The sequence below is a fragment of the Sinorhizobium sp. CCBAU 05631 genome, from assembly GCF_002288505.1.
Classification (GTDB): Bacteria; Pseudomonadota; Alphaproteobacteria; order Rhizobiales; family Rhizobiaceae; genus Sinorhizobium; species Sinorhizobium fredii_C.
The window spans coordinates 3,020,995-3,040,815 of record NZ_CP023063.1 but is presented as its reverse complement, the minus strand read 5'-3'; the positions used below and the strand labels follow the sequence as shown (position 1 = coordinate 3,040,815).

Genomic DNA, 19,821 nt, shown 5'->3' with positions numbered 1-19,821 from the left:
GACACTTCTCAAGGAGACCCGGCCCATGAGCCGAATTGACACCCCGGCAGCAAGCCGCATGCAGACCCTCGCCCGCAATCCCGTCATGCTCGCTCTCGTGATGACACTTGCCGTCGCCGGCTGCGCTTCCAAGAAGAACATGCCGAACGATGCCGCCGGCCTCGGCCTTGGCGCAGGCGCTGCGACGCCGGGCTCGCAGCAGGACTTCACCGTCAATGTCGGCGACCGCATCTTCTTCGATACCGATTCTAGCTCGATCCGTGCCGACGCCCAGGCAACGCTCGACCGCCAGGCGCAGTGGCTGGCGAAGTACCCGAACTATGCCATCACCGTCGAGGGCCATGCCGACGAGCGCGGCACCCGCGAATACAACCTGGCGCTCGGCGCCCGCCGCGCCGCTGCGACGCGCGAGTACCTCATCGGCCGCGGCGTTCCCGCGAACCGCATGCGGACGATCTCCTACGGCAAGGAAAAGCCGGTCGCCGTCTGCGACGACATTTCCTGCTGGTCGCAGAACCGCCGCGCCGTCACCGTTCTCGGCGGTGCGGGAAGCTGATAGCCGGCGATTTGAAACGGTTTTTTGAAGGGGCGGCCGCGGGCCGCCTTTTCTTTTTTACCACACTTTGGCCGAACTCCGTTGCTTTTTCACGGCAATTGGAAAACTGTGCGGCACTCGCCCTATGGAATCGTTGGATGTACTGCGGAGCGTGGTCCGGGTGAGAACAATCTATCGAACAGGACAAATGAGATGAAGAAATTTGTCGTGGCAGGGCTGGTTGGTCTTGTGGCCCTTGCGGGTCTCGGCCAAACGGCAAATGCCATGCCGCTCTCGGGGCTCTTGCCCCGCGCGACCCATGCCGCTGCCGCCAGCAAGGGCGACCTGCCGATGGTGAAGGTGCAATCGACCGACGTCGGCCGGATCGGCCAACTCGAGGAACAGATCCGCTCGCTCAACGGGCGTATCGAGGAAATGAGCTTCCAGCTTCTGCAGATGCAGGAGCAGATCCGGAAGTTCCAGGAGGATAACGAGTTCCGCTTCCAGGATCTGGAAGGCGGCAAGTCCTCTTCAAAGAAAAGCGGCGCACTTGAAACGCCGAAGTCCAGCGATCAGGCGTCCGTCACCCCCGAGGTGACGGATAGCCCGGCGACGACTGCCCCCGCGGACGGCACCGGCATGGCAAGCGCCGATCCGAATGCCGCAGGCGCGGCACCGCCGCCAAGCACGCTCGGCACGATCATCTTCGATGAAAACGGCAATCCGGTCTCGACGACGACGGGTACTGAGCCCGGCGCCAACGCCACGCTTCCGGGCGTGGATAGCGGGATTGCCACTCAAGACGATGGCGGCCTCAACGCCAATCCCGGAAACGAGCAGCAGACCGCTGCCCTCGGCAATCCGGGCGATCTTTATCAATCGGCCTACGGCCATGTCCTCTCCGGCGATTATGGCATGGCGGAGCAGGAGTTCCGCGACTACCTCGCGGCTTTCCCGGAGGGCGACAAGGCGGCCGACGCAAGCTTCTGGATGGGCGAAGCTCAATATTCCCAGGGCAAGTACAACGAGTCCGCGAAGACCTTCCTGAATGCCCATCAGACTTACGGCAAGTCGCCGAAGGCGCCCGAAATGCTGCTCAAGCTCGGCATGTCGCTCGGGGCGCTCGACAACAAGGAAACCGCCTGCGCCACCTTGCGCGAGGTGAACAAGCGTTATCCCAAGGCATCGGCTGCGGTTAAGGCGAAGGTGACGAGCGAACAGAGCCGCTTCGGCTGCTGAGGCCATCCCTATGCCAGAGGCCGTCATCGCTGCGGCAAGACGTTTTCTCAAATCCTTTATCAAGCCAGGGCGGATTCTCGTCGCCATTTCCGGGGGCAGCGATTCCAAGGGGCTGCTCATTGCGCTTCACGAAGCGCTCGATACTCATGAATTCAACGGGTTCTCACTCGCCGCCTGCACGGTCGATCATGCCTTGAGGCCGGAGTCCGCCGGTGAGGCTGCGGCCGTCGGGGCATTCTGCGCCGGGCTTGGCATTCCCCACCGGATCGGTCATTGGCAGGGCGACAAACCACGCTCGGGCATTCAGGCGGCGGCCCGTCGGAAGCGCTACGACTTGCTGGCCGAAGCGGCAGCCGCTTTCGCTGCCGACTGTATCGTCACCGGCCACACGCGCGATGATCAGAACGAGACGATTGCCATGCGCGCTGCGCGCGACGAGGGTCGGGGCCCCGGCAGCGCCGGAATGGCGGCGGCCATGCTCTTCGGGCGCCGCATTTGGGTGCTGCGACCATTCATTCGGGTGCGCCGTGCCGATATCCGCACCTTCCTGGAGGCGCGCGGCATTGGCTGGCTCGACGATCCGAGCAATGAAAATCCCTTGTTCGAGCGCGCCCGGGTGCGTGCCCGCCTCGCGGTTGCGGAGCATGCGCCGGGCTCTCAGCGGGACGGCCTGCTGCGTGCCGCCTCCTCGGCAAGAGCGGCTGCCTTGCTACTGGAGCATCTGCGCGTTCACGAGGGACTCGTCGCCGAGGTCGCGGCGGCGCAGGCCGGACGGATGGACGATGCCGACTGGCGCCGCGCCTTGATGACCGTCGCAGCGGTGATCGGCGGCCGCGAACATCCGCCGGGGCGGGCAACGGTCGAGCGGCTGTCAGGCTTTCTGCGATCGGGCGAGGTGGGACGGATGACCGCGGGCCGCGTCGTTTTCGACCGGCGCCGAGACGGCCTTTATCTTTATCGCGAGGAGCGCGATCTGCCGCTCCTGAGGTTGGGCGCAGGGGAGAGCGGTTCCTGGGACGGCCGGTTCACCATAGCGAGCCTCGGCCCGGCCCTGACGATCAGCGCGGAGGGCGAGGGCGGCATGTGGCGGCAGAGGCTTATTGCCGCAGGACTGCCGGAGGGGATTGCCAAGAGGGCGTCGCTGGTGGCACCTCGCGCCGAGCCAGCGGACAGCGCCGGCTCCGGCGCCGAGACCGCAGCGGCGAGGCTCGAATGCCGGATCGGCCCCTACGACACCTTTTTGCCGGGTTTCGACAGGAGCATGGCAGATACGATCGCGCTGTTGTTCGGGCGCGACAGATATGCCCCGCCGCCGGTTGAAGACGTTTTGACAGAAATGGAAGGGTGACCGGCGGTTTTCCTTGGCAAGGCGATGCCGGAACCCTATGTTAAGGGCATACAGCAGCCCGGCGAAAGCGCGGGCTGTCACAGGTTCCGGGGAGTTCGATGAACCCTAATTTTCGAAATTTTGCCCTCTGGGCAATCATAGCGCTTCTCCTGATCGCGCTGTTCAGCATGTTCCAGCAGCCGACAGAGCGCACGGGCTCGCGTGAAATTCCCTTCTCGCAATTCCTGAAGGACGTCGACGCCAGCCGCGTCAAGGAAGTTGTGATCACCGGCTCCAAGGTGATCGGCAGCTACACCGAAAGCGGTGCGACGTTCCAGACCTATGCCCCCGCCGTCGACACCGCCTTGACCGAGCGGCTCGAGGCGAAGGATGTAACGGTGACGGTGCGTCCGGAAACCGACGGTTCTTCCGGCTTCCTGAGCTATATCGGCACCCTGTTGCCGATGCTTCTGATCCTCGGCGTCTGGCTGTTTTTCATGCGCCAGATGCAAGGCGGCTCGCGCGGCGCTATGGGCTTCGGCAAGTCCAAGGCCAAGCTGCTGACGGAGGCGCATGGCCGCGTGACCTTTGACGACGTCGCCGGCGTCGACGAGGCCAAGCAGGACCTCGAGGAAATCGTCGAATTCCTGCGTGATCCGCAGAAGTTCCAGCGGCTCGGCGGCCGCATCCCGCGCGGCGTGCTGCTGGTCGGCCCGCCCGGTACCGGCAAGACGCTGCTTGCCCGCTCGGTTGCGGGTGAGGCGAACGTGCCCTTCTTCACCATCTCCGGGTCCGACTTCGTCGAAATGTTCGTCGGTGTCGGTGCCTCGCGCGTCCGCGACATGTTCGAGCAGGCGAAGAAGAACGCGCCCTGCATCATCTTCATCGACGAAATCGACGCGGTCGGCCGTCATCGTGGCGCCGGCCTCGGCGGCGGCAATGACGAGCGTGAGCAGACGCTGAACCAGTTGCTCGTCGAGATGGACGGCTTCGAGGCCAATGAAGGCATCATCCTGATCGCCGCGACGAACCGCCCCGACGTGCTGGATCCGGCGCTGTTGCGTCCCGGCCGCTTCGACCGCCAGGTCGTCGTGCCGAACCCGGACATCAACGGCCGCGAGCGAATCCTCAAGGTACATGTCCGCAATGTGCCTCTGGCGCCGAATGTCGACCTCAAGGTTCTGGCGCGCGGTACGCCCGGCTTCTCCGGCGCCGACCTGATGAACCTCGTCAACGAGGCGGCGCTGATGGCGGCGCGGCGCAACAAGCGCCTCGTCACCATGCAGGAGTTCGAGGACGCCAAGGACAAGATCATGATGGGTGCGGAGCGTCGCTCCTCCGCCATGACCGAAGCCGAGAAGAAACTCACCGCCTATCACGAGGCCGGTCACGCGATCGTCGCCCTCAACGTTCCTTCGGCCGATCCGCTGCACAAGGCGACGATCATCCCCCGCGGCCGCGCGCTCGGCATGGTGATGCAACTACCCGAAGGCGACCGCTATTCGATGAGCTACAAGTGGATGATCTCACGCCTTGCCATCATGATGGGCGGGCGCGTCGCCGAGGAACTGACCTTCGGCAAGGAGAACATCACCTCCGGCGCATCGTCCGATATCGAGCAGGCGACGAAGCTTGCGCGGGCAATGGTCACGCAATGGGGCTTCTCCGACCAACTCGGCCAGGTTGCCTATGGCGAAAACCAGCAGGAGGTCTTCCTCGGCCACTCCGTGGCGCAGCAGAAGAACGTCTCCGAAGCGACCGCCCAGAAGATCGACAACGAGATCCGCCGCCTGATCGACGACGCCTATGAAGCGGCGCGCAGCATCCTGACCGAAAAGCACCATGAGTTCGTGGCGCTCGCGGAGGGACTCTTGGAGTACGAGACGCTGACCGGCGACGAGATCAAGGCGCTGATCCGCGGCGAGAAGCCGGCACGCGATCTTGGCGACGACACACCGCCGCATCGTGGGTCGGCGGTGCCGTCGGCCGGCACGAAGAAGGAAGTCGGCAACAAGGGCGAGGAACCCGAAGGCGGCTTCGAGCCGCAGCCGCAGTAATTCAGCCGGCGTCCACGGCCATGCCAATCAAAACCGCCGCTTCCGAAGGGAGCGGCGGTTTTTTGCGGCCTCATGCATGTCGCCCAAAAGTGTGCAGCAGTTTTGGGATAACGACTGTACAAGACAAAGACCTACAGCGCGCCGCGTGAATACGTTTGAAACGCGACGCGTTTAGAGTCATCGCCAAGCACGGCGCGCTTGGTAACGCCCTGTAATGATTTCTGATGGTAGTGTTGCTGCCGTTTGTTGTGCATTTGTGTCAAAGATGGCGCAAAGCCGCCCCATTTACCGTTTCGACGGGTAGGGGCTTACTATAGTTGAAGCGAGGGGAGGAAGCGCGGCCGCGTTTCCAGTCCCTCTTCGAAAGACCCGCAGGCGAGGTCCGGGGACATGAAGACTAGTCGCGGAACACGCAACCAGACGCGCCCGGCAAAAGAGATCCTGCCGAAGCAGGACGATGGAGTTCTTATGAAGCGCAAGTATTTCGGCACCGATGGTATTCGCGGCCAATCCAATATATTCCCGATGACCGCCGATCTCGCCATGCGCGTCGGCGTTGCGGTCGGAACCATTTTCCGCAACGGCGCGCATCGTCACCGCGTGGTGATCGGCAAGGACACGCGACTTTCGGGCTATATGCTGGAAAACGCCATGGTGGCGGGCTTCACCGCCGCCGGTCTCGACGTCTTCCTGCTCGGGCCGATCCCGACGCCTGGCGTTGCGATGCTGACGCGGTCGCTCCGCGCCGATATCGGGGTGATGATCTCGGCCTCGCACAACCCGTTCCGCGACAACGGCATCAAGCTGTTCGGGCCGGACGGCTACAAGCTCTCCGACGACATCGAGGAAAAGATCGAGGAGCTCATCGACCAGGACATGTCGGGGCAGCTTGCCAAGCCTGAGGACATCGGCCGGGCCAAGCGCGTCGACGGTGACATCTATCGCTATATCGAGCAGGCGAAGCGCACGCTGCCGCGCGACGTCACCCTGAAGGGACTGAGGATCGCCATCGATTGCGCGAACGGCGCCGCCTACAAGGTCGCTCCCCTGGCGCTTTGGGAACTCGGTGCCGAGGTGGTATCGATCGGCACCGAGCCGAACGGCGTCAACATCAATCTCGAATGCGGCTCGACGCATCCGGAGGCCCTGCAGAAGAAGGTTCACGAGGTGCGGGCCGACATCGGCATTGCACTCGACGGCGACGCCGACCGGGTGCTGATCGTCGACGAGAAGGGCACGGTGATCGATGGAGACCAGCTGATGGCGGTGATTGCCGACAGCTGGGCGGCCGACGGCATGCTGCAGGGCGGCGGCATCGCGGCCACCGTCATGTCGAATCTCGGTCTCGAGCGCTATCTCCAGACGCGACGGCTGAAGCTCCACCGCACCAAGGTCGGCGACCGCTATGTCGTCGAACAGATGCGGCAGGACGGGCTGAACGTCGGCGGCGAGCAGTCCGGCCACATCGTCCTTTCCGATTTCGGCACGACGGGGGATGGCCTCGTCGCGGCGCTGCAGATCCTCGCCGTCGTCAAGCGGCAGGGCAAGGCCGTGAGCGAGGTTTGCCGACGCTTCGAGCCGGTGCCGCAAGTCTTGAAGAATGTCCGCGTTTCGACGGGCAAGCCGCTGGAACATGAGTCGGTACGCCAGGCGATCGCCGACGCCGAAGCGGAGCTCGCCAAGGGCGGCCGGCTTCTGATCCGCCCTTCCGGCACCGAGCCCCTAATCCGCGTGATGGCGGAAGGCGACGACCGCGGCAAGGTCGAGCGCATCGTCGACGAACTGGTCAACGTGATCGGCAGCGTGCGCAACGCCGCCTGACCGAAGCCGCCCGTTCCGGATCGACGAAGGCGCGGCCTTCGCTGGCCGCGTCTTCACTGATGCATGCCGCCCAAAACTGTGCCGCGGTTTTGGGATGACGACATGCACAAAACAAAGACCTAAAGCGCTCCGCGTGACTACGCTTGAACGCGACGCGCTCTAGTCTCATGTCCAGGTCGCACGTACGTCCTGCACGCGGGCATTGTCACCGATTCATGCCTGAGTGCCGCGAATACTTCAAATCGTTAATATTCACGGTAAATTTTTGTAGTTAATCGAGGCTTAACCTTTCCCGGGCACTATCCTGCCGAGCATCTCGTCTGATTGTATCTATTCGGATCGGCGAGCGAGGGTATTCCAGCGTATTGGGGTGGGGCATGAAGAGGATTTTTGGTGGCGTTGCTGCTGCTTTGCTCAGTGGCACGTCGGTTTTCGCCGCAGACGTCTATCAGCCGCCAGCAGAGCCGCCTTATGTCGAGCAACCGGTTGAAGTCGTCGAGACGAGTGGCTGGTATTTGCGAGGCGATGTCGGCTACGCTTGGAACGATCTGCGCGGCGCGCATTTCTTCCAGGGCTCCAACGCAAGTCTGGTCGACTTCGACAGGGCCGATCTCGATGACTCCTACGTCCTCGGCGGCGGTGTCGGCTATCAGATCAACAACTATCTGCGCGCAGACGTGACGCTTGATTACCTCGGCGAGGCGGATTTCACGGGCTCGACCAGCGGCAGCTGCGGTGTCGCTGCCAACTGCGTGTCGACCGATATCGCTTCGATGTCGGCATGGAGCCTGTTGGCCAATGCCTATGTGGACCTTGGAACCTACGGCTCCTTCACACCCTATGTCGGGGCCGGTATCGGCGGCACGCGCGTGAAATGGGGAACGTTGCGCAACACGAGCTGCGACGCCACCGATCCGACGAACTGCGATCCGACCGTCGAGCATGACGGCCGGGCCAAGTGGCGCTTTACCTATGCGTTGATGGCCGGCACGGCGGTGGACCTCACCTGCAATCTCAAGGCAGACGTCGGATACCGTTTTCGCCATATCGACGGTGGCGACATGTTCGGTTTCAATCTCGGCAGCGGTCCCGGTTTCGACAAGGACATCTATGTCCACGAGGCGCGGGCCGGTCTTCGCTACACGTTCGGTAGCCCATGCGAAGCCGCCTACGTGCCGCCGGCCGAACCCATCGTGTACAAGTAGGAGCCACAACCGGCGGTTAAGGGGCTCCGGCCGGAGCCCCTTATCAGCATTAATAAGTTGAAGCTTCGTCTTCGCCACGCGCGCCCATGCTGCCCCGCCAGCTGCTGTGTAGTACCTGGAATTGCTGCATGCCGTGCGACGAGAGGCATTCGTTAAAAGTTTCCCAATCAACATGCTTAACCGCTAGTTAACTTGTGCCTGCCAATAGTTAACGAGGCACTTACGGGTGGCGTTGACGACTGGCGAGGGCATGCGACATGGACTGGCGGAACGGAATTCTCGGTATCGCTCTGAGCGCTGGCCTGCTCTTGGCCGACGCAGCCGCGGCGAACGACGAAGATCTGCTCGACGCGCCGGAGATCACGATCTCCACCGAGAAGGAAGTGGGCAGCCGCCTCTATCTGCGCGGCGACATCGGCTATGCGGGCTGGACAGGCGAGGGCGATCCCCTCTATCGCAATTTCAATAGTGGCACCGGCAGCTACAGCAATGTTCCATTCGACGACGCCCGTTTCGATGAGCCGGTCTCCGGCACGATCGGCGTGGGCTATCGGATCACCGACGTCTTCCGCGCCGATCTGACAGCCGAATATTTCGAAGGCCGTTTCAACGGCTCGTCGCTTACCGCAGGCCCTTGTGCGGGCGAGGGGGCCGGAACGTCCTGCGCGCTTTCCCAAAGCGGCAATTTCTCCGCTCTCGGGCTGATGGCGAACGGCTATGTCGATCTGGCGACGCTCGCCGGTTTCACGCCCTATGTCGGCGCCGGCATCGGCGCGACGCATATCGAATGGAAAACGGTTCGCGAAAGCTCGACCTGTATCGCCGGCGGCGGTGCCTGTTCCGGGGCGGCGGCGGGAGGGTCCTTTGAGGGTCGCGACAGTTGGCGGTTCACCTATGCGGTGATGGCGGGTCTCTCCTACGACGTTACCGACCGGCTAAAGTTCGACATCGGCTATCGCTATTCCCGCATCGCTGAGGGCGACATGTTTGGCTTCGGCGCCGAGGCGCTTGCCGGTGCAAGCGGCAGCAAGGGCCATGATGACGGCCTTTCCCGCCACGAAATCCGCGCAGGCTTGCGGTTCGCACTCTGGTAGGGCTCCGTCTGCAACACCGCACGATGTGCTCGAAGCGCCAAAAATCGTGTCATACGCGACACAAGCCGCTTGACATCCTCTCTGCGCCACAATATTTCGGACGGCGGGACACCCCTCCCCAACGAGGGGCTTCTATCTGAGAGGATAGCATATGACGAAACCTGCCAAGCCGGACGTGCGCCCGGCAAATACCCATTTTTCTTCTGGTCCTTGCGCCAAGCGTCCCGGATGGACGCTCGAAGCTCTCTCCGATGCGCCGCTCGGTCGTTCGCACCGCGCCAAGATCGGCAAGACGAAGCTCAAGCAAGCCATCGATCTTACCCGTGAAATTCTCGAGGTGCCCGGCGACTACCGCATCGGTATCGTGCCCGCTTCTGACACCGGCGCCGTCGAGATGGCGCTGTGGTCGCTGCTTGGCGCGCGAGGCGTCGACATGCTCGCCTGGGAAAGTTTCGGCGCCGGCTGGGTCACCGACGTGATCAAGCAGCTGAAGCTTCCCGACGTCCGCCGCTTCGAGGCCGACTACGGCGAACTGCCGGATCTCTCAAAGGTCGATTTCGACCGCGACGTCGTCTTCACCTGGAACGGAACGACTTCGGGCGTCCGCGTCCCGAATGCCGATTTCATTCCCGCCGACCGCAAGGGCCTGACGATCTGCGACGCGACCTCGGCCGCATTCGCGCAGGAACTCGACTTCGCCAAGCTCGACGTCGTCACCTTCTCCTGGCAGAAGGTTCTGGGCGGCGAGGGCGGCCATGGCGTGCTGATCCTCAGCCCGCGCGCGGTCGAACGGCTGGAAAGCCATGTACCGGCCTGGCCGCTGCCGAAGATCTTCCGCATGACCAAGGGCGGAAAGCTGATTGAGGGCATCTTTACCGGCGAGACGATCAACACGCCGTCGATGCTCTGCGTCGAGGACTATATCGACGCGCTTCTCTGGGCGAAGTCGGTCGGCGGCCTCAAGGGGCTGATCGCGCGGGCCGATGCCAATGCCGACCTGATCCACCGTTTCGTCGCCGCCAATGACTGGATCGCCAACCTGGCCGTCAAGCCGGAGACCCGCTCCAACACCTCTGTTTGCCTGAAGATCGTCGACCGCGACGTGACGGCCCTTGATGCCGATGCGCAGGCCGCCTTCGCCAAGGGCCTCGTCGCGCTTCTCGACAAGGAGGGCGTCGCCTTCGATATCGGGCACTATCGGGATGCTCCCTCCGGCCTCCGCATCTGGTCCGGCGCGACGATCGAGGCGGCCGATATGGAAGCGCTGATGCCGTGGCTCACCTGGGCATTCGAGAGCCAGAAAGCGACGCTCTCGCAGGCCGCCGCCTGATCCGACGCGACCGTTTCGCTCTTCTTAAGGGCGAAGCCACTCCAATTCCGTTCAGACACTGTTCCAAGGAGGCCTTTCATGGCACCTCGCGTTCTCGTATCCGATGAACTTTCGGAAACCGCCGTTCAGATCTTCCGCGATCGCGGCGTCGAAGTGGATTTCCAGCCGAAGCTCGGCAAAGACAAGGAGAAGCTTGCCGAGATCATCGGCAATTACGACGGTCTCGCCATCCGCTCCGCCACCAAGGTGACGGAAAAGCTGATCGCCGCGGCGGCCAATCTCAAGGTCGTCGGCCGCGCCGGCATCGGCGTCGACAATGTCGACATTCCGGCCGCCTCGCGCCGCGGCATCATCGTCATGAACACGCCCTTCGGCAACTCGATCACCACGGCCGAGCACGCGGTCGCGCTGATGTTCGCGGTCGCCCGTCAGCTTCCCGCCGCCGACAATTCCACCCAGGCCGGCAAGTGGGAAAAGTCGAAGTTCATGGGCGTCGAGATTACCGGCAAGGTGCTCGGCGTGATCGGTGCCGGCAATATCGGCTCGATCGTCTGTGCCCGTGCAATCGGTCTCAAGATGCACGTGCTCGCCTATGATCCGTTCCTGTCGAAGGAGCGGGCGGAGGAAATGGGCGTCGTCAAGGTCGAGCTGGACGAACTTCTCGCGCAGGCCGACTTCATCACCCTGCACGTGCCGCTGACCGACAAGACGCGCAACATCCTCAGCGCCGAGGCGATTGCCAAGACCAAGCCGGGTGTGCGCATCATCAACTGTGCCCGCGGCGGCCTCGTCGACGAGAAGGCGCTCGCCGATGCGCTGAAGTCCGGCCATGTCGCCGGCGCGGGCTTCGACGTCTTTGAGGTGGAGCCCGCCACCGAAAGCCCGCTCTTTGGCCTGCCGAACGTCGTCTGCACGCCGCATCTCGGGGCCTCGACCACCGAGGCGCAGGAGAACGTGGCGCTGCAGGTGGCCGAGCAGATGGCGGACTATCTCGTCAAGGGTGCCGTCACCAACGCCATCAACATGCCGTCGATCACCGCCGAGGAAGCGCCGATCCTGAAACCCTTCATCCGCCTCGCCGACGTGCTTGGCGCCTTTGTCGGGCAGGCGACGGAAAGCGCCATCAAGGAAATCGAAATCCTCTATGACGGGTCGACCGCAACAATGAACACCAAGGCGCTGACCAGCGCCGTTCTCGCCGGCCTGATCCGTCCTCAGGTGGCTGACGTCAACATGGTCTCCGCACCGATCATGATCAAGGAAAAGGGCATCATCCTTTCCGAGGTCAAGCGCGACAAGACGGGCGTCTTCGACGGCTATATCAAGCTGACGGTGAAGACGGCGAACCAGACCCGATCGGTCGCCGGCACGGTCTTCTCCGACGGCAAGCCGCGCTTCATCCAGATCAAGGGCATCAACCTCGATGCCGACGTCGGCAACCACATGGTCTATATCACCAACACCGACGTTCCCGGCATGATCGGCTTCATCGGCACGACCCTCGGCGATGCCGGCGTCAACATCGCCAACTTCCAGCTCGGTCGCGAAAAGCAGGGCGGTGACGCGATCGCGCTGCTTTACGTCGATGGTCCGGTTTCCGAGACGGTGCTCGACAAGCTGCGCGCCAACGCGGCGATCCGCCAGGCGAAGCCGCTGGTGTTCAACGTCGATTGAGCAGCCACGCTGTTCCAGCTTGGATATGAAATGCAAACGCGCCGGCCCCATCCGGCGCGTTTCTCTTTTGAGCGCTCACCATGGGCCGCGATAAAGCGTGCCGTCACTTCGGCGGCCTCGGCCGGCCGTGTTCGGCGATCGCGATGCCGCCGAGGACGAGCAGCAATGCCACCAGATGATAGGCGTGAAACGTCTCGCCGACGAGCAGAACGGAAAGCAGCGTTCCATAGACCGGGATGGCGTTGATGAACAGGCCGGCGCGGTTGGCGCCGATCATTTCGACGCCGCGGACATAGAGAACCTGTGACATCAGCGACGGAAATATCGCGGCATAGAGCACGATCGCCCAACCGGTCGCGTCCGGCACGATGGCGCTGCCGCTTTGAGCTTCCCAGACGAGCAGCGGGATGGAACTGATGAGCGCGCCGAAGGCGGGTGCCGCGATGAAGCTCTGCCAGTGCATCGCCGGTTTCCAGCGAAGAGTGACCGTATAGACGGCGTAGACGATGCAGGCGAGGATCATCAGCCCGTCGCCGAAATTGAACTTGAGCCGCATCAGGCTCGTGAAGTCGCCATGGGCGGCTGTCGTGAGCACGCCGATCAGCGTCACGGTGAAGCCGACGACCTGCGCGATCGAAACCTTCGTCCGGAAGAACACGAAATTGAACAGGAAGATCAGCATCGGAATGCCGGCCTGAAGGATCACGGCGTTGATTGCACTGGTATATTTCACCGCCGAATAGAGGAAGGCGTTAAACATCGTGAAACCAACCGCGCCATAGGCGAGCAACTGCAGCCAGTGGCGGCGAATCTTGTCCCAGTCACGGCGGATCTGCGGCGTCATCAGCGCAAGAATGACGCTGAGCGCGACGAGCCAGCGCAGCGTCGTCAGCATCATCGGGCTGACGTGCCCGACGGCCATCTTGCCGGCAACCGAATTCCCGCCCCAGAAAAGCGCGGTGATGGCGAGATAGAAATAGGCTTTGGAATTCACGGCGCTGCGATCCGCATGGAGGTGAAATGGATTGCCGAACCGGCGGGAGAGTTCGCAGATATAGGCGCTAACGCCATATCTTGTCATGCAAAAAGGGCCGGGCCCCGGGCATAACGGGGTCGCTTTCCGAAAGACAACACAGTATAGATGCGCGGGTTTGAGAACAGCGCAACGTCCTCGTGTGCGCGTGAACAGGAAGAGAAATATGACGAACGTCGTGGTGGTCGGATCCCAATGGGGTGACGAAGGCAAAGGCAAGATCGTGGATTGGCTCTCGGAGCGCGCCGACATCGTAGTGCGCTTCCAGGGCGGCCACAATGCCGGCCATACCCTGGTGATCGACGGCGTCAGCTACAAGCTGTCGCTGCTTCCCTCCGGCGTCGTCCGGCCCGGCAAGCTAGCCGTCATCGGCAATGGCGTCGTCATCGATCCGCATGCGCTGATCGCGGAGATCGACAAGCTCGGCAACCAGGGCGTCAAGATCACGCCGGACAACCTGCGCATCGCCGACAATGCCACGCTCATCCTGTCGCTGCATCGCGAACTCGACGGCTTCCGCGAGGACGCTGCCTCGAACAGCGGCACCAAGATCGGCACGACCCGCCGCGGCATCGGCCCGGCCTATGAGGACAAGGTCGGCCGCCGGGCCATCCGCGTCATGGATCTCGCGGACCTCGACACCCTGCCGGCCAAGGTCGACCGGCTGCTGACGCACCACAACGCGCTGCGCCGCGGGCTCGGCGAAGCGGAAATCAGCCACCAGGCGATCATGGACGAACTCTCCTCCGTCGCCGCGCGCGTGCTGCCGTTCATGGACACGGTCTGGCTGTTGCTCGACAGGCAGCGCCGCAAGGGCGCGCGCATCCTGTTCGAGGGCGCGCAGGGGACGCTGCTCGACATCGACCACGGCACCTATCCCTTCGTCACCTCCTCGAACACGGTCGCCGGTCAGGCGGCCGCCGGTTCCGGCATGGGACCGGGCGCGCTCGGCTATATTCTCGGGATCACCAAGGCCTATACGACGCGCGTCGGCGAAGGACCGTTTCCGACCGAACTCAACGACGAAATCGGCCAGTTCCTCGGCGAGCGCGGCCACGAATTCGGAACCGTCACCGGCCGCAAGCGCCGTTGCGGCTGGTTCGATGCCGCCCTGGTGCGCCAGTCGGTCGCCGCCAACGGCATCACCGGCATCGCGCTCACCAAGCTCGACGTGCTCGATGGCCTCGACGAGCTCAAGATCTGCGTCGGCTATACTCTGGACGGACAAGAGATCGATCATCTTCCCGCAAGTCAGGCGCAGCAAGCTTCGGTAAAGCCAGTCTATATTACGCTCGAAGGCTGGAAGGAATCGACGGTCGGCGCCCGCAGCTGGGCCGATCTTCCGGCACAGGCGATCAAATATGTTCGCCAGGTCGAGGAACTGATCGGCGCGCCCGTCGCACTGCTTTCGACGAGCCCGGAGCGCGACGACACAATACTTGTGACCGACCCGTTTGAGGACTAGTGTCGGCGCAAGGAAGCGGCGCCGCATTGCGGCTGCATGACTAGGATTTGAGAAAGCATCTGATGGCGGATTTTGTTGCAGTTATTCGCAGGACCGTTGACGGCCTGTCGGAAAACACACCCGAAATGCGGGGCAGGGTCTACGAGAAGGCGCGCAGTGCCGTGCGCCGCCAGCTCGAGAACATGTCCCCGCGGCCATCGGACGACATGATCAATCGCCAGTTGAACAAGCTGGAACTGGCGATTTCCGAGGTCGAAAACGAACACGCCGAGGCCCTGCCGGCAATCGAAGAAGCCGAAGCACCCGAACAGCCCGAAGTGCTCGAGCCGGATGCAGCCGAAGCGTCCGCCGAACAGGAGGCTGCCGCTCCGGTCTCGCCGGAGCCGGCGCCGGTTCCGGCCGAGGCTGCCGAAGTTGAGCAGGCCGTCGCCGAGGAATCCGTAGAAGAGGCGGCGCCGGAGGCTCCTCAAGCCTTCGAAGAACCGGTCCCGGCCGATGAGGTCGTTCCCGCCGCTGCGCAAGAGGTGCCGGAGCACCGGGAAGCCGAGCCCACCCTGGCCGCCGCGGGCGAGCACGAACAGGAACCGCCTGCCACAAGCGAGGAACCGGAAGCCGTCTCGGCCGAGCCGCAGTGGGGCGCACCGGTAGAGGAATACGTCCCGGCGGAGGAACTCTCTCCGGCCGAGGAAGCCCCGCCGGTGGCGGAAGTCGATAGCTGGCAGCAAGCGCCCGCCGAGGAGGCAACCGCCTCCGAGCCGCAGACGGAGGAATTCGACCGCGACGAGCCGCCGGTCGAGCCCGAGCCCGTGGCAATTGGAGGCCCTGAGGAAGAGAGGGTTCCGGAAGAGCCGGTCGGCGAAGAGGCTCCACCGGCTGAGGCGGCACCGGCGAAACAGGAACCTTCGGAATGGGCGCTGCCGGAGTGGGAGGACGTCCCGCCCGCCGCAAGCGCCGGTGAAGAGCCTCCGGCATCCGAGGCGCCGCGCCAGGAGGCGGCCGGCCCCGAGCGGCTCGGCATGCATCCGGTGGAGCCCGAGACAAGCGCCCCGGCTCCGCGGCCGGCTGAGGCGGAGACGGCGCAGGCCTGGTCCTTCGACGACAGCGATCCCTTCGCTGCGCCCGCCGACACCAGAAAGGACAAGCCGGCTGAGCCGGAGGTCTCTGAATGGGCCTGGCCCGTGGAGAAAGCGCCGACCGCTTCGAACGAAGAGGAGCGCGCCGGCACCGCATGGGATCACATCGATGATCTGCTCGGCCTCGATGAGGCCGGCCGGAGGGCGAACGACTCGGACGCTGCCGCCAAGGAAGACGACCAGGTCGGCGACGTGGCGCCGGCGGCCGTATCGCCGCGGCCTGCCTCCTACCGCGTTGCTCCCAAGCCATCCCGCTTCAACGTGAAAAGCCTGGCAATCGCTGCGGTGATCCTGCTTCTCCTTGGCGGTGGCGGCTTTGCCTATTGGGTGAACAGGGAAGCGGGCAATGCCTGGCTTTCCGCAATGCTCGCGAAAATCATCCCCGCCGGTCCGGAGACGCAAACGCCGCCCGGCCGCGAGGGCGAGCCTGCCGTGCAGCCGGGCGAACAGTCCGGCGCCCAGGAAGGTACGGCATTGCCGGACGACAAATCGAGCAAGTTTACCCAGCGTTTGCTTGCCGATGGCTCCGAGCGCGACGAAGGGCCCGCCGGCGCGAACGGCAGCGAAATAGCGCAGGAGGGCAAGTCCGTCGCCCCGCAGACGGAGGCCGGCCAGCCGCAGGGCGTCGCGGCGGGGCCTGAGCAGGCCGCCGCCCAGCCCCAACAGCCCGCCACCAACCAGGACAGCGGAGCGCCGCAGACCGAAGTTTCCATCGCCGACGGCGAGAAAATGTTCCTCTATGAGGAGCGGCTTGGCCAATCTTCGCCCACGGCGGTTCCGGGCGCTGTCGCCTGGTCCATCAAGGAGGAGTCTCCAGGCGGCGACGCCAAGCCAGAGCCGGCGATCCAGGCCCAGATCACCGTTCCGGACCGGGGCATGACGGCGCTGATGACGATCAAGCGCAATGTCGATCCGTCGCTGCCGGCAAGCCACGTGATCGAATTCGTCTTTTCGCTGCCCGAGAACTTCGAGGGCGGTGCCATCGAGGGCGTGCAGCGCGTATCGATGAAGCGCACAGAGCAGGATCGCGGTGACCCGCTCATTGCCGTCCCGGCGAAGATCACCGACGACTTCCACATGATCGCGCTCAACGATTTCGCGGAAGCCGTCGGCAGCAACACCGAACTCTTGCGCAGCCGCAGCTGGATCGACATCCCGATCACCTACCGCAACGGCCGCCGCGCCCTCTTGACCCTTGAGAAAGGCGCCAGCGGCACGGAGGCCTTCAGTAAGGCCATGCAGGCCTGGAGTTCGCTCGGCAGCGCGGCCGCGGCGAGCGGCCAGTAAGAAGACCGAGACAAACACAAAGGTCCGGCTGGATGGCGTCCAGCCGGGCCTTTGTTTGTTCTGAAGGCGTGAGGTCGGTCAGGCGCCCTCGACAACCCGGAGCGAATTGGCGCGCTCGAGTGCCGCCTTGCGGACTGCTTCCTGGACCTTCTCGAAGGCGCGGACCTCGATCTGGCGGACGCGCTCACGGCTGATGTCGAATTCGGTCGAAAGATCTTCCAGCGTCACCGGATCTTCGGTCAAGCGACGCGCCTCGAAGATGCGGCGCTCGCGGTCGTTCAGGACCTTCATCGCGTTGGCGAGCAGGGCGCGGCGACTTTCGAGCTCGTCCTGCTCGATCAGGATTTCCTCCTGGTTGTCGTGCTCGTCGACCAGCCAGTCCTGCCACTGTCCGGAGTCGCCTTCGCTGGCCTTGATCGGCGCGTTGAGAGACGCGTCGCCGGAGAGGCGCCGGTTCATCGAAACGACCTCGTCCTCGCTGACCTTCAGGGTCGTCGCGATTTCCTTCACCTGCTCCGGCTTGAGATCGCCTTCGTCGAGAGCCTGAATACGGCCCTTCAGCCGCCGCAGATTGAAGAACAGGCGCTTCTGGTTGGCGGTCGTGCCCATTTTCACCAGCGACCAGGAACGCAGGATATATTCCTGAATGGCCGCCTTGATCCACCACATGGCATAGGTCGCCAGGCGGAAGCCGCGATCGGGCTCGAACTTCTTGACGGCCTGCATCAGGCCGACATTGCCTTCCGAAACGACTTCGCCGATCGGCAGGCCGTAGCCGCGGTAACCCATTGCGATCTTGGCGACGAGGCGCAAATGGCTCGTCACCAGCTTGTGGGCGGCGCTGCGGTCGTCATGCTCCTGATACCGCTTGGCGAGCATGTACTCTTCCTGCGGTTCGAGCATCGGAAATTTGCGGATTTCGTCGAGGTAGCGGTTGAGGCCGCCCTCTCCAGCGGCAATGGTCGGCAGCGTGTTGCGGGCCATGAAGCACCCCCTTTGTGCATCTCCGGCCTCCGGGACGGCAGGCCGGGCGTGGGTCTTCGTCCAGACCCCACGAGGCTAGAAGATAAGTACGGCGAAAGCATGATTCAAGGAGTCCGGTTTCACGCTATCGTGAGACCGGAGGAAGGAAGATTTCCTATTGAAGCGTCCCTAAAATCGGGATTCTTCGCAGCGATTTCAAGAGGCTGCGCGAAGGGCGGCGACCAGTTCCTGCATGTCCGCCGGCATCGGTGCTTCGAAATGCATCGTGTCGCCGCTGGCAGGGTGCTCGAACTGCAGCATGAAGGCATGCAGCGCCTGCCGGGAGAAGCGGTTGACCACGCCCTTGGCGGCTTCGGGCAACAGGTTAGCCTTCGTCCGGAAGGCGGCGCCATAGTCGGGATCGCCGATCAGCGGATGACCGATATGGGCCATGTGGACGCGGATCTGGTGCGTCCGGCCGGTTTCCAGATGGCATTCGACGATTGAAGCGAGACAGGTGCCGTCCGGCTTCTCGTGATAGCGCTCGACCACTTCGTAGTGGGTGATCGCTTCGCGCGCATCATCGCTCTCCTCGCGCTTGACGGCGCGTTTCGTGCGGTCGCCGGCCCGGCCGAGGGCGGCATTGATCGTGCCCTTCAATTGGCGGGGGCGGCCCCAGACGACCGCCTGATAGGCGCGCTCCAGCGGCCCGGTGCGGCCGTGGTCGGCAAACTGGTCGGAGAGATGCCGGTGGGCGGTGTCGTTCTTGGCGACGACCATGACGCCGCTCGTTTCCTTGTCCAGCCGGTGAACGATGCCCGGCCGTCTGACGCCGCCGATGCCGGAAAGGCTGTCGTCGCAATGGTGAATGAGGGCGTTGACGAGCGTTCCCGTCCAGTTCCCGGCACCCGGATGGACGACGAGACCGGCCGGCTTCACCAGCACGATCAGATCATCGTCCTCGAATAGAACCTCGAGCGGAATGTCCTCGCCCTTGGGTTCCGGATCCTCGGGCGCGGGCAGGGCGATCTCGAAGCTGTCGCCCGGGTGCACCTTGCGCTTGGGTTCGAGCACCGTGATGCCGTTGATCGAAACGGCACCCTGTTCGATCAGGGCCTTGATGCGGTTGCGGGAGAATTCGCCCGAAAGCGCCTCCGTCAGAAACGCATCCAACCGCCCGGCGGCATTCTCGTCGGCGCTCAGGACTTTCCTATTGCCGGTCGCTTGTTTAAAGGGATCGTTCATTCCGTTTCAATTCCGACAGAAAGCCAGCCATGACCGCGATCGAGCCCGACGAACAGGAAGACAAGCCGCTTGACCCGGCGATGGAGAATGTCCGCCGCAAGATGGTGCGCCTGCAGCTCGTTTCGGCCGGCGTGATGTTGATCATGCTTATGGCCGTCCTCGGAACGATTGTCTACAAGCTGACGCGGAGCGACGGCGCTGCGGAGGCGACGCCGCCGGCGGTCAGCGTGCCGGGCGATGCGCCGCTGACCGCGATTGCGGCGCTGCCGGCCGGCTTTTCGGTGACCAATGTGGCGCTGTCCGGTTCGCAGGTGCTGTTCTATGGCAGCCTGCCGGGCGCAGAACCCCGTGCGATCGTTTTCGACATAAAGGCGGGACGCATCGTCGCCGACGTCACCGTCAGGACGCAGTGA

The 19,821-nt window shown here is 63.7% G+C and carries 15 protein-coding genes; 12 read left to right on the top strand and 3 right to left on the bottom strand.

Annotated elements, in window-relative coordinates:
* Positions 1-25 precede the first annotated feature (25 nt).
* The 9 genes from pal to serA all read left to right on the top strand — a co-directional run bounded on the left by pal (position 26) and on the right by serA (position 12,282).
* On the top strand, positions 26-556 hold the full coding sequence (gene pal, locus SS05631_RS14945; protein WP_037420017.1) for a peptidoglycan-associated lipoprotein Pal: 531 nt from the start codon (positions 26-28) through the stop codon (positions 554-556).
* 192 nt (positions 557-748) lie between these two features.
* Positions 749-1,774: a tol-pal system protein YbgF gene (gene ybgF, locus SS05631_RS14940; protein ID WP_037420015.1), complete on the top strand. Its 1,026-nt coding sequence runs from the start codon at positions 749-751 to the stop codon at positions 1,772-1,774.
* Between the two features lie 10 nt (positions 1,775-1,784).
* Positions 1,785-3,122: a tRNA lysidine(34) synthetase TilS gene (gene tilS, locus SS05631_RS14935; protein WP_095678007.1), complete on the top strand. Its 1,338-nt coding sequence runs from the start codon at positions 1,785-1,787 to the stop codon at positions 3,120-3,122.
* A gap of 98 nt (positions 3,123-3,220) precedes the next feature.
* Positions 3,221-5,158 (top strand): ATP-dependent zinc metalloprotease FtsH, encoded by a 1,938-nt coding sequence (ftsH, locus tag SS05631_RS14930; protein WP_012709279.1) that lies wholly within the window; start codon positions 3,221-3,223, stop codon positions 5,156-5,158.
* A 468-nt stretch (positions 5,159-5,626) separates the two neighbouring features.
* Complete coding sequence (gene glmM, locus SS05631_RS14925; protein ID WP_037420011.1) at positions 5,627-6,979, top strand: phosphoglucosamine mutase; 1,353 nt, start codon at positions 5,627-5,629, stop codon at positions 6,977-6,979.
* Between the two features lie 377 nt (positions 6,980-7,356).
* Positions 7,357-8,184: an outer membrane protein gene (locus SS05631_RS14920; protein WP_037420010.1), complete on the top strand. Its 828-nt coding sequence runs from the start codon at positions 7,357-7,359 to the stop codon at positions 8,182-8,184.
* A gap of 257 nt (positions 8,185-8,441) precedes the next feature.
* Positions 8,442-9,278 carry an outer membrane protein gene (locus tag SS05631_RS14915; RefSeq protein WP_083854091.1) on the top strand — a complete coding sequence of 279 codons (837 nt, stop codon included), beginning with the start codon at positions 8,442-8,444 and terminating at the stop codon, positions 9,276-9,278.
* Between the two features lie 151 nt (positions 9,279-9,429).
* Positions 9,430-10,608 (top strand): phosphoserine transaminase, encoded by a 1,179-nt coding sequence (locus tag SS05631_RS14910; RefSeq protein ID WP_037420009.1) that lies wholly within the window; start codon positions 9,430-9,432, stop codon positions 10,606-10,608.
* 78 nt (positions 10,609-10,686) lie between these two features.
* On the top strand, positions 10,687-12,282 hold the full coding sequence (gene serA / locus SS05631_RS14905; RefSeq protein ID WP_037420008.1) for a phosphoglycerate dehydrogenase: 1,596 nt from the start codon (positions 10,687-10,689) through the stop codon (positions 12,280-12,282).
* A gap of 103 nt (positions 12,283-12,385) precedes the next feature.
* Here the strand turns inward: serA and SS05631_RS14900 are convergent, their stop codons facing one another.
* Positions 12,386-13,276, bottom strand: coding sequence for a DMT family transporter (locus SS05631_RS14900; RefSeq protein WP_037420159.1), 891 nt, complete (start codon positions 13,274-13,276; stop codon positions 12,386-12,388).
* Between the two features lie 205 nt (positions 13,277-13,481).
* Here SS05631_RS14900 and SS05631_RS14895 point away from each other — a divergent pair, with 205 nt between their 5' ends.
* A complete protein-coding gene (locus SS05631_RS14895; RefSeq protein WP_037420007.1) occupies positions 13,482-14,780 on the top strand; it encodes an adenylosuccinate synthase in 1,299 nt (432 codons plus the stop codon).
* Between the two features lie 62 nt (positions 14,781-14,842).
* Positions 14,843-17,200: a hypothetical protein gene (locus SS05631_RS14890; protein WP_037420006.1), complete on the top strand. Its 2,358-nt coding sequence runs from the start codon at positions 14,843-14,845 to the stop codon at positions 17,198-17,200.
* 78 nt (positions 17,201-17,278) lie between these two features.
* Here the strand turns inward: SS05631_RS14890 and rpoH are convergent, their stop codons facing one another.
* Both rpoH and SS05631_RS14880 read right to left on the bottom strand, forming a co-directional pair.
* Complete coding sequence (gene rpoH / locus SS05631_RS14885) at positions 17,279-18,184, bottom strand: RNA polymerase sigma factor RpoH (protein ID WP_037388791.1); 906 nt, start codon at positions 18,182-18,184, stop codon at positions 17,279-17,281.
* Between the two features lie 195 nt (positions 18,185-18,379).
* The gene (locus tag SS05631_RS14880; RefSeq protein ID WP_037420005.1) at positions 18,380-19,408 is read right to left on the bottom strand and encodes an RluA family pseudouridine synthase; all 1,029 of its coding nucleotides are present in this window, start codon (positions 19,406-19,408) and stop codon (positions 18,380-18,382) included.
* Positions 19,409-19,437: 29 nt separating this feature from the next.
* On the opposite strand from SS05631_RS14880, the gene SS05631_RS14875 reads away from it, so the two are divergent.
* A complete protein-coding gene (locus SS05631_RS14875; RefSeq protein WP_037420003.1) occupies positions 19,438-19,821 on the top strand; it encodes a hypothetical protein in 384 nt (127 codons plus the stop codon).

Excerpts from the sequence above, each read along its gene's own strand:
- SS05631_RS14910 (WP_037420009.1), top strand. The coding sequence starts at position 9,430 with ATGACGAAACCTGCCAAGCCGGACGTGCGCCCGGCAAATACCCATTTT.
- ybgF (WP_037420015.1), top strand. The coding sequence starts at position 749 with ATGAAGAAATTTGTCGTGGCAGGGCTGGTTGGTCTTGTGGCCCTTGCG.
- SS05631_RS14895 (WP_037420007.1), top strand. The coding sequence starts at position 13,482 with ATGACGAACGTCGTGGTGGTCGGATCCCAATGGGGTGACGAAGGCAAA.
- tilS (WP_095678007.1), top strand. The coding sequence starts at position 1,785 with ATGCCAGAGGCCGTCATCGCTGCGGCAAGACGTTTTCTCAAATCCTTT.
- SS05631_RS14875 (WP_037420003.1), top strand. The coding sequence starts at position 19,438 with ATGACCGCGATCGAGCCCGACGAACAGGAAGACAAGCCGCTTGACCCG.
- SS05631_RS14915 (WP_083854091.1), top strand. The coding sequence starts at position 8,442 with ATGGACTGGCGGAACGGAATTCTCGGTATCGCTCTGAGCGCTGGCCTG.
- ftsH (WP_012709279.1), top strand. The coding sequence starts at position 3,221 with ATGAACCCTAATTTTCGAAATTTTGCCCTCTGGGCAATCATAGCGCTT.
- SS05631_RS14890 (WP_037420006.1), top strand. The coding sequence starts at position 14,843 with ATGGCGGATTTTGTTGCAGTTATTCGCAGGACCGTTGACGGCCTGTCG.
- rpoH (WP_037388791.1), bottom strand. The coding sequence starts at position 18,184 with ATGGCCCGCAACACGCTGCCGACCATTGCCGCTGGAGAGGGCGGCCTC.
- SS05631_RS14880 (WP_037420005.1), bottom strand. The coding sequence starts at position 19,408 with ATGAACGATCCCTTTAAACAAGCGACCGGCAATAGGAAAGTCCTGAGC.
- glmM (WP_037420011.1), top strand. The coding sequence starts at position 5,627 with ATGAAGCGCAAGTATTTCGGCACCGATGGTATTCGCGGCCAATCCAAT.
- pal (WP_037420017.1), top strand. The coding sequence starts at position 26 with ATGAGCCGAATTGACACCCCGGCAGCAAGCCGCATGCAGACCCTCGCC.
- SS05631_RS14920 (WP_037420010.1), top strand. The coding sequence starts at position 7,357 with ATGAAGAGGATTTTTGGTGGCGTTGCTGCTGCTTTGCTCAGTGGCACG.
- serA (WP_037420008.1), top strand. The coding sequence starts at position 10,687 with ATGGCACCTCGCGTTCTCGTATCCGATGAACTTTCGGAAACCGCCGTT.